Below are 14,829 nucleotides of genomic sequence, written 5' to 3' on the forward strand. Positions count from 1 at the left end.
CCGGCTGGGGCTCCTTGCGGACCGAGACCCCGACCGGACGTGCGGCACGCATCGCGGTGGTCGGCACCTCCGACACGAGCGTGCCCGCGCTGATCGCACGCCCCGCCGCCCCGGCGGGTGCGGCGACCATGTCCTCGGGCTCGTCGTCGAGGACGGTCTCACCCAGGCCGATCTTGCGCTGCAATGTCTGCATCCAGCGGGGGGCCCACCAGCAGTCGTCGCCGAGCAACTTCATCACCGACGGCACCAGCAGCATGCGGATGATGGTGGCGTCGAGGATCAGTGCCGCGATCATGCCGTACGCGATGTACTTCATCATCACGATCTCGGAGAAGCCGAACGCGCCGGTCACCACCACGAGGATGGCCGCGGCAGCGGTGATCAGACGGCCGGTGTAGGCGGTGCCCATCCGGATCGCCTCGGTGGTGGAGGCACCCTTCTGTCTGGCCTCCACCATGCGGGCGAGCAGGAATATCTCGTAGTCGGTGGACAGGCCGAACACGATCGCGATGATCAGCACGAGTACCGCCGCGAACAGCGGTCCCGGGGTGAAGTTGGCGAGGGTCGCACCGTGGCCGTCGACGAAGATCCAGGTCAGGATGCCGAGGGTGGCGGCGAGGCCGAGTGCCGACATGAGGGCGGCCTTGATCGGCAGCACCACCGAACCGAACGCCAGGAACATCAGCAGACCGGTGATCAGCACCAGCATCACGGCCATCAGCGGGAGCCGTTTGAGCAGCGCGTCGATCGAATCCTGGGTGAGTGTCGGCGTACCGGTCACCCACATGCTCACACCGTCGTGGTTGATCGCCCGCAGATCCTTGATCGCCGCGGCGGCGGTGGTGCGGTCGACCAGACCCGCCGACATCTGTACCACGGCCGGACCGTTGTCGCCGTAGGTACCGAACTTGGCGCCCGCGTCGTCGGCGGAGATGCTGAACGGCTTGGTGAACCCGGGGACCTTGCTGGCCTCCTCGGCGATCTCGGCGATCTTCGCGTTGGCGGCGGTGTCATCGGGGTTGTAGGCGATGACGATCTTGATCGCCTCGGTCCGCTCGGTGGGGAAGTAGCTGTCGAAGTTCTCCTGCGCGATCCGGCTCGAGTTGTTCGGCGGCAGGTACTGCTCGCTGATGCCGCCGAACTTGATGCCGCCGAACGGGACGGTGAGCAGCAGCAGGATCAGGACGGTCGGCACCGCCGTCGCCACCGGATGCTGCATCACCCAGCCGGACAGGCGACCCCAGAAGCCGTGCTCGATCTGTTCGCGCGACTTGGTGCGGCCGGTCAGGTCGGCGACCTTGTGCTCGAGCGATTCGGCCTTGGCCGGGGAGAACTTCCGCACGATCGGGAACAGGGTGAACGACAGCATCCAGCGCAGCGACATCGCGTCGATGCGGGGGCCCAGGATGCCGAGGATCGCGGGTAGCACGGTGATCGACAGGATCGCGGCCAGCGAGACAGAGAAGATGGCACCGTAGGCCACCGACTTGAGGAAGCCCTGCGGCATGATCAGCAGACAGGCCAGTGCGGCGACGATGATGGTCGCCGAGAACACGACGGTCTGACCGGAGGTCATCACCGTTCTTCGGACCGCGGCTCTCGTCGTATAACCCTCGGCGAGTTCTTCTCGGAAGCGGCTGACGATGAACAAGCCGTAGTCGATCGCGATACCGAGGCCGATCAGCGTGACCACCGACTGCGCGAAGATGTTGACCTCGATGGCCTGCGCGAGGATCTTCATCATGCCGAGCGATCCGGCGATGGTCAGACCGCCGATCAGCACCGGCAGACAGGCGGCGACCACGCCACCGAAGATGAAGAACAGCATCAGCGCGACCAGCGGCAGGGCGATGATCTCGGCACGCCTGATGTCGTCGTCCATACCGCTGGCCATCGCACCGGCGACCGGTTGCAGACCGGCCAGCTGGAAGGTGGCGCCGGGGATGTCGAACCGTTCGGGGATGTTGTCGAAGAACGGTTCGATGGTCTTGTAGTTGTTCAGCACGGTCGTGTCGTCGTTGCCGGTGACGCCGATACTGATGAACGCGTGCTGTTTGTCCTCGGTGAACAGCCGGGACCGTTTGATGTCGAGGGCGGCCTGGCCGCTGGCGCTGGTGTCGGAGGTGTCGAACGGGTCCACCACACCCGGATCGTTGCGGTTGACGATGTCGGGATGGGCCGCGATCAGGTCGTTGACGAAGGTCTCGACCTTCGCGCCGAACTCGGGGTTGTCGACGGTCGTCCCCTCCGGGGGTGTGACCAGCAGGATCACATCGGAGGTGTGGTCGCGGCCGAACGAGCGGTCGGCGACCACCGCGCCCTTGGAGGACTCCGACGTCGGGTCGAACCATCCGCTCTGGCTCAGATACTTGTTGAGGTCCATGCCGTAGAGGCCCAGACCCGCCATGAGCACGACCATGACGGCGATGACGGCGAAGCGCATCCGATAGACGAATGTGCCGATGGCTCCGAACACGCCGAGTCCTTTCGCAGAGATCGGGAAGTGATTCTGTCAGCGCCGCCTGAGTACTCCCTGAAGGATGTGTCCCATCACAGGTGTTCCCGGCCGTGGCCCGCGAGGTGCGGGCACGCGGCCGGTGGCCGGCGTCGACGTCAGCGCAGGAGTGCGCCGAGGGGGCGGAACGGGGCGAGCCACGCGCCGTCGTCGGGGAGCGAATCGAGGCCGATGCGCGGCAGCGGCTCACGGAACACACCCGGGATGTCTTCGAGGTCGATGAACTCCAGTTCCTCGGTGGTCAACGCCCAGCTGGCGTGTTCGCGGAACCCGATGACGGTGACCGGCGTGCCCTCGGCCGCGATCTCGCGCAGCGGGTCACGGAAGGCCTGCCCGTCGGCGGAGGCCACGATCAGGCCAGCTAATCCAACAGTGTGCCTGCGAAGCTCGATGTGGTCGAGCATGTCGGAGTCGACGTCGCTGTCCTCGGACAGTTTCGGCTTGGCGAAGACGGCGTAGCCGACGTTGCGCAGCGCCTCCACCCACGGGCGGACCACATCGGCGCTACCAGGAACGATGTTGGTGAAGACGGTGGCCTCGGGTTCCACCGCCGACGCCGAGCCGTTGGTGGTGCTCGCCACCGATGTGTCGGTGGCCACCTCCGCGGCGTTCTGCGCGCGGGCGGCCGAGATGTCGGCGGTCCGCGACAGGATCCAGCGGCCCAGCGCATCGAACCGGGGCCGGTGTGCGGCGGTCGGCCGGCCGCCGAGGATCGCCCCGAGACCCATGTCCATGTTGGGGGCGTCCCAGACGAGCAGCACCCGTGGCGCGCTCGCCTGCCCGGAGATGGTCTCGGCGAAGCGCGTACGGCCGGGCGAGCTGTCGTCGCTCATGGCTGGTCCTCACTGTCGGGGTCTGCGATGTCGGGATCTGGGCTGTCGGGGTCTGCTGGGTCCGGGTCCGCACCGCGGCGGGTGGAGACCGGTTTCACATAGACGAACTCGTTGACCTCGCGGCCCTCCCGCTCGGCCCGGCCCTCGAACTTGGTGGTGGGCCGGCTCAGCGAGATCGGGACCGCGGTGGTGGCGGGGATCACGTGCGGTCGGGTGGGGTCCTGGGTGGCCAGGACCTCGGCGATCCACTCGGCGTAGTCGGCGTGATCGGTGGCGATGTGCAGCACACCGCCCTCCCGCAGCCGGTCGGCGATCAGTTCGATGGTCCCGCGCTGCAGGAAACGCCGCTTGTGATGACGCGACTTGGGCCACGGGTCCGGGAAGAACACCCGGACCCCGGTCAGGCTGCCCGACGGGATCAGCTCGGTGAGCACCACCATCGCGTCGCCGCGGATCAGCCGGATGTTGGTCAGGCCGTTGCGGTCGACCAGGCCGAGCAACTGCGCCAGCCCGGGCTTGTAGACCTCGACGGCCACCACGTCGACGCCGGGTTCGTCGGCGGCCATCGCGGCGGTGGAGATGCCGGTGCCGCTGCCCACCTCGAGGACCCGCGGTGCCTGCCTGCCGAACAGCGTGTCGAAGTCGATCGGCTGTTCGGGGGTCTGGGTGCGATCGACCGACAGATCGCGGCCCAGGGTCGGCCACAGGGTTTCCCAATTACGCTGCTGACCTGGGGTCAGGGTGCCGCGGCGGAAGCGGAAACTCGTGACCCGCGGGTACAGGCGCGCACGGTCGAGCGCGTCGCGGGGGGCCGGGTCGGGACTGTTGCTCACCGGTCCATCGTGGCCCATCGTCGCCGTTGTCTCACAGTCGACACCCTCATCCTGTGTATTTCCGTCTGCCGGTTCGGCCGATCCGGGGTTAGGCTGCGACCAGCGAAGACGACTGGCCGGATGCAGGGGGAGCGCCATGATCGACGCGAATGGGGAACTCGGGCGGATCCTGGAGGGGGTGCCCGAGGGTGTCTCCGGGGTGCCCCCGGGCTTCGACACACTCGTATCGCAGTACCGTCGGGGACTCACGATCGCGGTCGTGGGTCGGCCCGGCGTGGGCCGGGACACCATGGCACGCGCGGTGCGCAGCAGGTTGTCGGTGGCCGCGCTCGGTCCGGGGGAGGACGCCTCGGTGCTCCTCGACGCCGACCTGTGGCTGTATGTACTGACCGGGGTGCCGCGCGCCGACGACCATCGGCTGCTCGAGGAGTTGCCGCGGGACCGGACCATCGTGGTGCTGGGCAAGGCCGACACCCACGGCGATCCGGAGACCGCGGCTGCCGTCGCATCGGCGGCCGCCGGGATGACCGGGGTGCCGGTGAACCCGGTGTCGGGGCTGCTGGCCTGCGCCGATGTCACCGACGACGAGTGGGGATTCCTCACCGGTCTGGCGGAGTCGGGGGAATCGATGCCGTCGATGGCCGGACAGTTCCTGGTCGGGCCTCCCGGCAGCCGGGAACGGCTGCTGCGGCACCGGCTGTTGCGCCGGCTCGACCGGTTCGGGGTGGACATCGCGCTGACCTGTCTGGCCGACGGCACCGTCGCCGACGTGGCATCACTGAACACCATCCTGCGCGCGATCAGCGGGATCGACGCGCTGCCGTCCCGGATCGCCGGCTGCGTGGCGGCCGTGCGCCGGGAGCGCGAGCGCGATGTGCGCGCCGACCTCGAACGACGGGCTGCCGAGGGTGCCGAGCGGGACATCGCCGAACGGCTGCTGAGGATGCCGGAAGTGGTGCTCGGATGAGTACCGACGGGCCGATCGTGACGATCCCGGCGGGGCGAGGACGTGCTGCGGACGCCGCCGCGGCCTCGATGATCGATCGGGTGAACCGGCTGATCGGGGTGCAGCTCGCCGATTGCGGCCCGCTGCCGGCGGACCCCGGATCGGTGATCGTCACCGGAACCTCGGACATGGAGGTCGACGGCGTCGTCGACGCCTGCCGGCGGCTGGCCCCGCAGGTGTCGTTCACCGGATTCGACGAGCGGCCGCACACCCCGGGAAGTGCGGTGGCGTTGCTGGTGGTGGACCCGTCGTCGGATGTCGGTGCCGAGGAGCAGGCCCTGCTGAGCGGACTGCGGACACGGGTCGGGACCGTGGCGCTGGTGTGTACGCGGATCGACGCGTTCTGGGAGTGGCCGCGGATCCTGCGCAGCCACCGCGCCGTCCTCGACCCCGCCTCGGAACTGCCGGTCTTCGCGGTGTCGGTGGCCGCGGCCGATGCCGGCGCCGACGACGAGTCGGGCATCGCCGATCTCGTCGACTGGCTGGTGGAGACGACGTCGGCGCCGCCGCGGGCACGCGCGGAGCGGGCCCGGACGGGAATCTGCCTGGGTGAACTCGATCGCGCACTCGCCGATGTGGTGGCCGCCGACCGGGCCGCGGGCGCCGAAACGTCAGCCACCGAGGATCCCGGCGCCCAGGGACTGGCGGCGGTGCGCCAGCACCTCGTCGCGACCCGCGACCGGGGACGCAACGACCGGCTCGGGGCGATCCGCGCGGGTCTCGCCGGGGTACGGGCCAGTGCCCTCGCCGATGTCGCGGTGGGGGTGCGATCGGTGGGCGCGATCGCGACGGCCCGCTGTGCCCGGCCGGGATGCCGGCCCGACGAGCACGCCCACCGGCTCGACGCCGAGATCGCGGCGCTGGGCGCCCGGATCGACGGCATCGTGACCGATCGGCTCGAGGAGGTCGCGGCGGTCGCCCTGCTCGGTGTCGAGGGTGCCGATCCGACGATGCCGGAACCGGACACACCCGCCGAGCAGGTGCGCCGGCCGCTGCCCACCGGCCGGCGCGGCGCCGAGGACGCGCTGGTGGTGCTGATCGGGGCGTCCACCGGGCTGGGGGTCGGACGTCTGGCGGTGGCGCCGATGGCGTCGGTACAGACCTTGCAGTGGATCTCGATGCCGCTGACCCTGGCGTTGGGTGTCGCGGCGGCGATCTGGGTGATCCGGGTACGCCGGGCCACCGTGCGTCGCAGCGACCTGCGCGGATGGTCCCTGGAAGTACTCGCCGACACCCGCGGCCGGCTCGAACACCGCATCGCGATGCGGGTGGCCGACGCCGAGTCGCGGCTGGCCGGTCAGATCGGGCGGCATCACGACCGACGCGTCCGGCAGGTGGCCGAGCAGGTCACCGAGATCGATCGGCGGTTGCGGGAGCTGCGGGGATCGGCGGCCCGGGAGCACAAGGCCCGCACGGAGTACGCGAGGCAGGTGCGGGATCTGCGCGCCGAGGTCGCCGGCCGCGCCGAGGAGATGTGGGCCCGTCGGGGGCGCGAGCACCGGGACGGGCAACAGGGAGATCTGCGACGAGGAGATGGGGAGTGCCGTGACGGATCCGTTCATGTCGGGTGAGGGGGCCGATTCCGAACCACTGTCGTTCGGCGGGTTCGACGACCCGCTCGGAGTCGAGTCGGCGGCCCACGTGCCGGTGTTCCCGGACGAACCGCTGCCGGGCGAGATGGAGCCCGGCGGGGATGTGGCCGATCACCTGTGGATGCACGACGCGGGCCGGATCTGGGACCTCGGACCAGCCGACGTCGACACCGACGCCGACGGGATCAACGACTCGCTCACCCGCAACGGGCCGGAGGGATTGACCGTCTACACCGACGCCGATCGTGACGGTCAGGTGGACACGATCACCCGTGTCGGGGCCGACGGCAGCTACGCCGCGCAGGTGCTCGACCCGGCGACCGGGCGTTGGGTGCCGACGGACTCGGGGCGGCTGGAGTGATCGCGCGGCCGTGACGACGATCTGTCGACCGCGGTCACCGAGTAGGAACTCCCCGGTTTTCGCCAGGTACGAAAGTCACCGAACAGAGGCGATAATGGCCGGTCACGGCCCTGATTCGCGCGGTTCGCAGTTCTGCGCGAAATATGGAAATGTGGCGTAGACCGCATCTGTCGGACCCAGGCCGAAACGGTCGCTCGGTCATCGTATCCTGGGATGAAGCCGCCGTACCGGCCGCCGACGTGGGTTGGCCGACTCCGAGGAGGAGAAATGACCTCAGCAACAATTCCCGGATTGGATCCGAGCAGTGCTCCCACCAAACACCAGGGGCTGTTGGCCTGGGTCGCCGAAGTCGCCGAGCTGACCCAGCCCGACCGCGTGGTCTGGTCGGACGGCAGTGACGAGGAGTGGGCGCGGCTCACCGAGCACCTCGTCTCCGCCGGCACCCTGGTGAAGCTCGACGAGGAGAAGAAGCCGAACTCCTTCCTCGCGAAGTCCGATCCCGCCGACGTCGCCCGCGTCGAATCGCGCACCTACATCTGCTCCAAGACGAAGGAAGGCGCCGGCCCCACCAACAACTGGGTGGAGCCCGCCGAGATGCGCGCCACGATGACCGAGCTGTACCGCGGCAGCATGCGCGGCCGCACCATGTTCGTCATCCCCTTCTGCATGGGTCCCCTCGGCTCGGACGACCCCAAGCTGGGTGTCGAGCTCACCGACTCCGAATACGTCGTCCTCTCGATGCGGATCATGACCCGCGTCGGTCCGCAGGTCCTCGAGGCCCTCGGTGAGGACGGCTTCTTCGTCAAGGGACTGCATTCGGTGGGTGCCCCGCTGGCAGAGGGCCAGGCCGACGTGCCGTGGCCCTGCAACCCGGACAAGTACATCACCCACTTCCCCGAGGACCGCGAGATCTGGTCCTACGGCTCGGGCTACGGCGGCAACGCGCTGCTCGGCAAGAAGTGCTACGCGCTCCGCATCGCCTCGGTGATCGCCCGGGACGAGGGCTGGATGGCCGAGCACATGCTGATCCTGAAGCTGACCAGCCCGGAGAACAAGGTCTACTTCGTCGCCGCGGCCTTCCCGAGCGCGTGTGGCAAGACCAACCTCGCGATGATCCAGCCCACCATCCCGGGCTGGAAGGCCGAGACCGTCGGCGACGACATCGCGTGGATGCACTTCGGTGAGGACGGTCGCCTGTACGCGATCAACCCGGAGTTCGGTTTCTTCGGTGTCGCCCCGGGCACCAGCGAGGACTCCAACCCGAACGCGATGCGGACCATCGAGGCCGGAAACACCCTGTACACCAACGTCGCCGAGACCGACGACGGTGACATCTGGTGGGAGGGAATCGGTACCGACGCCCCGGCGCACCTGACCGACTGGCTGGGCAATCCCTGGACGCCGGAGTCCGATCATCCTGCCGCACACCCGAATTCGCGGTACTGCACCCCGATCTCGCAGTGCCCGTCGCTGGCGAGCGAGTGGGACGACCCGAAGGGTGTGCCGATCTCGGCGATCCTCTTCGGCGGCCGTCGCAAGACCACCGTCCCGCTGGTGACCGAGGCCCGCGACTGGCAGAACGGCGTCTTCATGGGCGCCACCGTCGGTTCCGAGCAGACCGCCGCCGCCGAGGGCAAGGTGGGCACCGTCCGCCGCGACCCGATGGCCATGCTGCCGTTCATGGGCTACCACGTCGGTGACTACTTCCAGCACTGGATCGACATCGGCAAGAACGCCGACGCCTCCAAGCTGCCGAAGGTCTTCTACGTCAACTGGTTCCGTCGTGGCGACGACGGCCGCTTCCTGTGGCCCGGATTCGGTGAGAACAGCCGCGTGCTGAAGTGGATCATCGGCCGGATCGAGGGCGAGAACGAGGGCGTGCAGACGCCGGTCGGCATCGTCGCGAAGCCGGAGGAGATCGACGTCGCCGGTCTCGACGAGCCGGCCGAGGACCTCGTCGCCGCACTCGACTTCGACGTCGAGGAGTGGCGCCGCGAGATCCCGCTGATCGAGGAGCTGTTCGAGTTCGTCGGCGACAAGCTGCCGACCAGCCTGCGTGACGAGCTCGACCAGCTCAAGCAGCGCCTGGCCGAGTGACCCACGCCTGACGCACGGGTTGCGACCCCACCCCATCCGGTACGTCCGTTCCGGTCCTGCGGGGTGAGAGTCGCATCCCAACCCTCCAGTTCTCCTTGAGCTGAGGGGGGTGTTCTCGGGTATCGTTGCCCCCTATGAGACTTCGCTCATGGGGGGCAACGTTCATCTCTGCGGCAGCCATCGCGACCTCGGTCGGGGCCGGAGCGGCCGTCGCAGAACCCGCCCCGACGACGGTGACGTCGCGGTATGTCGACTCCGCGATCGTCAACGGAATCCCCACCTTCGGCGCGATCTCCGGGATCGACCGGCTCGCCAACGCCGAGTACGCGATGATCTCGACCGACGTGGGCCGCGCCGGACCGGCACGGTTCTACACCAGCCACGTCGGCTACAACAGCGAGGCAGGACTGCTCGGACGGCCCCAGGTGACCCTGGGCGGCGGCACGGTCCTGAGCCCGCAGAATCTCCCACTCCTGCCCGGCGACGCCCAGTTCGAGGGCATCCGGCGGCTCGGCGGCGGCTATGTGGTGGTCAGCGGCGGCAACCACCAGTTCATCCGGCAGATCGGCCCGATGGGTACGTTCGTGCGGGATCTGGCGTTGCCGAAGGCGTGGCGTCCCACCAAGAAGACCGGCGTCAACGGTCAGAAGGGGCTCACCGGCGTCACCGTCGGCCCCAACGGGGAGATCAGCGTGATCACCGCCGGGGCCCTGCGCCAGGACCCGGGCGGTACCGCACGTCTGCTCACCTACGCCGGACGTGGCACGAAGGAATTCGTCTACCGCCCCGGTGGCGGACGGGTCGTCGCCGACGTGCTCGCCGTCAACACGACCGACTACCTGGTCCTCGAACGCGGCAAGGGCCGCGTCACCCGGATCTTCTGGGCCACCACCGACGGAGCCCAGCAGGTGGGCGGCTCGGCGAAACTGAGCGGTGGCGAGAAGGCGATGCGCAAGGTCGAGATCTTCTCCACCGAGCCGGTGCCGCGCCTGGCGGCGGGCAACATGTCGTCGATGGCGTGGGGCAACTGGCTGGCCGACCGTCCGGGCAGCAAGTCCCGTGCGCGGATGCTCTATGTGGTGACCAACGACATGTTCGCCGGACCCACCCGTCTACATGCCTTCGAGGTGCGTTTCCCGCGGAGCTGACGCAGGTCGGGGCGGTTGCCGGGGGATTTCGGGCACCATCCTGGGGGTCGACCTCAGGGAGATTCCTGATAGCGTCGGCGCCCGCAACCTGGCACCGTGGTGGCCATGACATCAGCGCACGCACAGATTCCCCGCAGCGACCCCGAGACGGTGGCCGCCGGTGCCGAGAATCTCACGAAGGTCTACGGGGCAGGTGATACCGCTGTCCATGCGTTGCGCGGTGTCACCATCGAATTCGCGACCGGCGAGTTCACCGCCATCATGGGGCCGTCGGGGTCCGGAAAGTCGACGCTCATGCACTGTCTCGCCGGCCTCGACGACGCGAGCGGTGGCCGCGCCTACATCGGCGACGACAATCTGACCGGTCTGTCCGACAAGGAGATGACCAGACTCCGTCGCGACCGCATCGGCTTCGTCTTCCAGTCGTTCAACCTCGTCCCCACCCTGACCGCCGCGGAGAACATCACCCTGCCCCTCGACATCGCCGGCCGCGACGTCGACCAGCAGTGGTTCGACGCGGTCGTGAACCGGCTCGGCATCGCCGACCGGCTCGGGCATCTGCCCACCGAACTGTCGGGGGGCCAGCAGCAGCGCGTGGCGTGCGCCCGTGCGCTGGTCGGCCGGCCCGCCATCATCTTCGGCGACGAGCCCACCGGCAACCTGGACTCCCGCTCGTCCGGTGAGGTGCTCTCGATCCTGCGTGCGGCCACCGACGAGTTCGGCCAGACCGTCGTGATCGTCACCCACGACCCGCGTGCGGCGTCCTACGCGGATCGGGTGGTGTTCCTCGCCGACGGCCAGATCGTGCGTGAGCTCAGGCGTCCCAGCGCCGACGACGTCTTCGAGGTGATGCGCCATCTCGACGGGGCAGGCCGCTCGGGTGATGCCGCCGAGTCGGACGGTTCCGGGGCCGCGGACGGCGGCAAGCACGAGGCAACCGATGCCGACGCCGCCACCGACTCGACCACGCAGGGCACCGAGGCTCGCTGACACCATGGCAACCTCCTCGGTGATGCGGAAGGTCTCCACCAGAAACCTTCGTGCACACAAACTCCGACTCGTCCTCACCGTCTTCTCGATCGTTCTCGGGACGTCTTTCGTCGCCGGGTCGATCGTGTTCACCTCGTCCATCTCCAATGCGTTCAACTCGATCTTCGACAGCAGCATCCCCGGTGTCGCCGTGCAGGTCACCGCGGAACGGTCGGCGGCGGCCGGCGTCCCGGATTCGGTGGTGAAAGATCTGTCCGATCGCAAGGCCGAACTCGGCGTCGCCAAGATCGAGACCAACCAGGAAGGTCTGGTCACCCTCGCCGGTGCGGACGGCAAGGCCGTGCAGACCGGCGGTGCGCCCAGTATCGGAACCGCGTATATCCCGGCCGACCAGGCGATCTCGCCGGAGGCCATCCTCCCCGGCGGCCGTGGACCGACAGGGCCCGGCGAGATCGCGATCAACTCGTCGGCAGCCGACGAGGCCGGACTCCACGTCGGGTCCAAGACCAAGGTCGTGATCGGGCAGGGCAGCAGCGCCCCGCTCGAGGTCACCGTGGTGGGGCTGGTCGACCTGCCGAGTTCGACCGGCGGTTACGTCAACGTGCAGTTCGACCAGGCCACCGCAAACCAGCTGTTCTCCGACGGCAGTCATGTTGCCGTGGTGAACATGTCGGCGGTGCAGGGCGTCGGCGACAGTGAGCTCGCACAACGTGTGAGCACCGCGCTGAACTCCGACAATTACAAGGTCCGTACCGCCGACCAGGTCCGCGATGACCAGAAGGCCCAGGTCAACGAGTTCCTGACGATCTTCACCGGAATCCTGTTGGCATTCGCGGCGATCGGCCTGATCGTCGGAACGTTCATCATCTACAACACCTTCTCGATGATCGTGGCGCAGCGTAACCGTGAGCTCGCGCTGCTCCGGGCGATCGGCGCGAGCCGACGGCAGGTGTCGCGGTCGGTGCTGTTCGAGGCGTTCATCGTCGGCGTGATCGGCGGTGCCGTCGGCCTGGGTATCGGTGTCGGCATCGCCGCCGGCCTCAAGGCCATCATCGGTGCGACCTCGGGTCTGCCCAATGGTCCACTGCAAGTGGGTGTCTGGGCGGTACTGGCCGCATTGTTCGTCGGCGTCGTGGTCACCATGGTGAGCGCCTGGGTGCCCGCTGTCCGCGCGTCGCGGGTGTCGCCGGTGGAGGCCATGCGCGCCGGGGTGACCGAGGGATCGGCACCGTTGCGCACCCGCACACTGGTGGGCGTGCTGTTCCTGCTGATCGCGATCGGCACGATCGCGTGGGGAGCGATGGGCGAGGGCCTGCTCCGCGCGGTCATGGTCGGTACCGGCGCCGGCGCGGCCATCGTGGCGACCGTCCTGGCCGGGCCGGCCCTGTCGCGACCGGTGGTCGGCGCACTGGGCCGGGTGATCGGCGCACCGTTCGGTACCGTCGGCCGGCTCGCTCGGACGAATGCTGTTCGTAATCCACGACGTTCGGCCGCGACCGCATTCGCGCTCACCCTCGGCATCATGCTGGTGGCGGTGATCGGTACGCTCGGCAGCTCGTTCAAGGGCACCGTGGACAGTGCCGTCGACAGCGGGGTGCGCGCCGACTACATCGTCAGCGGTACCAACAACCTGCCGCTGGCGCCGACCGTCTTCGAGGCCGTCGAGAAGGTCCCGGGGATCGCCGACGCCGTGTCGTTCGGCATGGTGCAGACGCAGATCGACGGCACCAACCGGACCGGATATGCCGCCCTCGGCGGCAATGTGGCCGCGGTGTCGGTGGTCGACATGCTCGACGGTGCCTCCGATCAGCTGCCGGCCGACGGCATGTTCATCAGTGCCCGCACCGCCGAGGATCGTGGCTGGAAACGCGGTCAGACCCTGACCTTCGCCGCCCCGGACGGCACCACCGTCCCGGTCACGGTGTCCGGTGTCTACGCGGACAACGAGGCCTTGCAGCCCTGGCTGATCGGCTCGGAGGTGTACGAGAAGATCATCCCGCCGATGGCACGGGTCACTTTCGGGGTGTTCGTCAAGGCCGCGCCCGGGACCGATCTGGCCACCTTGCGGACCGGCCTGGAGAACGCGACCGCCGACTACCTGACCGCCCAGGTGCAGAGCCGCGAACAGTACAAGAACAGCATCTCGTCGCAGATCGACCAGATGCTGGGCGTGCTGTACGCGATGCTCGGACTCGCGCTGGTGATCGCGGTGCTCGGCATCATCAACACGCTCGCGTTGTCGGTGGTGGAGCGCAAACGCGAGATCGGCATGCTGCGTGCGATCGGCACGCTGCGTAGCCAGATCCGTCGCACGATCTACATCGAGTCCACCCTGATCGCGATCTACGGCGCGGTGCTCGGGGTGATCCTCGGAACGATCATCGGGTGGGCGCTCGTGCGCGCACTCGCCCGCTGGGGCATCGGCGACCCGGTGATCCCGTGGACCCTGATCGTGTGGACCCTGGTCGGTTCTGCGGTGGTCGGCGTCCTGGCCGCCCTGTGGCCGGGGATCCGTGCGGCCCGGACCAAACCGCTCGAGGCGATCGCCGAGGGCTGAACCTGCCGATCGGATGACCGACACCGGATTGCCGGTGTCGGTCATTTGGCAGAATCGTCGACATGACCCAACCGCCGGGGGAGCCCAGAGACCCGAATCAGCAACCGCCGCACACGCGTGCATTCGGGCCCGACGACAATCCGGCGATCCCGCCGGAGACGTCGTACGGCTACTCCGCGGCACCGCCACCTCCACCGCCCGGGAACGGGGGTCCCGGCGGGTCGAACGGCGCTCCCGACGGTGGTGGCGGCGGGAATCGGCGCACCCTGTACCTGTCGCTCGCGGCGCTCGTCGCACTGATCCTGGTGATCGGGCTCGCCGCACTGATCGTCAAGGGCGAGGGCGACGACACGTCCGCCACGGGTTCGGCCACGTCCACGGTGACGTCGTCGCCGACCACCTCGACGACGAGCACCAGCACCACCAGTCCGACGACGCAGGAGACCACCACCACGCCCACCACGACCGTGGTCGCCGGGTCGGTGGTCTACCAGCTCACCGGTAACGGCGACGTGATCGGGCTGCGCTACCGCAGCGGTGGGGATTCGGTGTTCGTCGCCGCAACCGGTACCCCGTGGTCGCAGAACACGCGTGTCGACGACGGCAACGCCGAACTGACCGCGATCGTCGTCCGCGGCCCGGTGACCTGCACGATCATGCAGGCCGGCGAACTGCTCTCGTCGGCCACCAGCAACGGCGGCCCGCTACGGTGCGGAGCCCAGCTACCCGGGTAGGCGCACAGGCGATGTCGTGAGGTTGTCGATATCGATCAGACAACGGCACACGATGATTGAGCCGATGAGGAGCGTAGCGACGAGGCGTGTCGAAATCTCTGTCGGCTGGGTTGTTGAGGTGGCCGCCTCTGAGGTGGTCGCCCCTTGACGTTGGCTGCGGAGA

The 14,829-nt window shown here is 68.6% G+C and carries 11 protein-coding genes; 8 read left to right on the plus strand and 3 right to left on the minus strand.

Annotation, left to right across the window (positions count from 1 at the left end; genetic code table 11):
- From GD1_RS22175 to trmB, 3 genes are all read right to left on the minus strand, one after another.
- Positions 1–2,476: MMPL family transporter (locus GD1_RS22175; protein ID WP_059039624.1), on the minus strand; the 2,476-nt coding region annotated here is incomplete at its 3' end.
- A gap of 137 nt (positions 2,477–2,613) precedes the next feature.
- Positions 2,614–3,348 carry an NYN domain-containing protein gene (locus GD1_RS22180; RefSeq protein WP_059039625.1) on the minus strand — a complete coding sequence of 245 codons (735 nt, stop codon included), beginning with the start codon at positions 3,346–3,348 and terminating at the stop codon, positions 2,614–2,616.
- Positions 3,345–4,199, minus strand: a complete 855-nt coding sequence (trmB, locus tag GD1_RS22185; RefSeq protein ID WP_053776334.1) for a tRNA (guanosine(46)-N7)-methyltransferase TrmB — start codon at positions 4,197–4,199, stop codon at positions 3,345–3,347. The genes GD1_RS22180 and trmB overlap by 4 nt, the downstream gene beginning before the upstream one ends.
- 118 nt (positions 4,200–4,317) lie before the next feature.
- Here trmB and GD1_RS22190 point away from each other — a divergent pair, with 118 nt between their 5' ends.
- The 8 genes from GD1_RS22190 to GD1_RS22225 all read left to right on the plus strand — a co-directional run bounded on the left by GD1_RS22190 (position 4,318) and on the right by GD1_RS22225 (position 14,666).
- Positions 4,318–5,148, plus strand: a complete 831-nt coding sequence (locus tag GD1_RS22190; protein ID WP_082365715.1) for a hypothetical protein — start codon at positions 4,318–4,320, stop codon at positions 5,146–5,148.
- On the plus strand, positions 5,145–6,758 hold the full coding sequence (locus GD1_RS24860) for a hypothetical protein (RefSeq protein WP_157079586.1): 1,614 nt from the start codon (positions 5,145–5,147) through the stop codon (positions 6,756–6,758). Before GD1_RS22190 ends, GD1_RS24860 begins: the two co-directional genes overlap by 4 nt.
- On the plus strand, positions 6,748–7,140 hold the full coding sequence (locus tag GD1_RS22200) for a DUF6802 family protein (RefSeq protein ID WP_238403557.1): 393 nt from the start codon (positions 6,748–6,750) through the stop codon (positions 7,138–7,140). The genes GD1_RS24860 and GD1_RS22200 overlap by 11 nt, the downstream gene beginning before the upstream one ends.
- A gap of 267 nt (positions 7,141–7,407) precedes the next feature.
- Positions 7,408–9,237, plus strand: coding sequence for a phosphoenolpyruvate carboxykinase (GTP) (locus tag GD1_RS22205; RefSeq protein WP_053776337.1), 1,830 nt, complete (start codon positions 7,408–7,410; stop codon positions 9,235–9,237).
- 134 nt (positions 9,238–9,371) lie between these two features.
- Positions 9,372–10,385: an esterase-like activity of phytase family protein gene (locus tag GD1_RS22210; protein WP_020789444.1), complete on the plus strand. Its 1,014-nt coding sequence runs from the start codon at positions 9,372–9,374 to the stop codon at positions 10,383–10,385.
- A gap of 105 nt (positions 10,386–10,490) precedes the next feature.
- A complete protein-coding gene (locus GD1_RS22215; protein ID WP_059039630.1) occupies positions 10,491–11,375 on the plus strand; it encodes an ABC transporter ATP-binding protein in 885 nt (294 codons plus the stop codon).
- 4 nt (positions 11,376–11,379) lie between these two features.
- On the plus strand, positions 11,380–13,932 hold the full coding sequence (locus GD1_RS22220) for an ABC transporter permease (RefSeq protein ID WP_059039631.1): 2,553 nt from the start codon (positions 11,380–11,382) through the stop codon (positions 13,930–13,932).
- 62 nt (positions 13,933–13,994) lie between these two features.
- Positions 13,995–14,666 (plus strand): hypothetical protein, encoded by a 672-nt coding sequence (locus GD1_RS22225; RefSeq protein WP_020790600.1) that lies wholly within the window; start codon positions 13,995–13,997, stop codon positions 14,664–14,666.
- The last annotated feature ends 163 nt before the right edge of the window (positions 14,667–14,829 follow it).

Origin of the sequence: Gordonia desulfuricans NBRC 100010, assembly GCF_001485495.1 — a bacterium.
Taxonomy (GTDB): Bacteria; Actinomycetota; Actinomycetes; order Mycobacteriales; family Mycobacteriaceae; genus Gordonia; species Gordonia desulfuricans.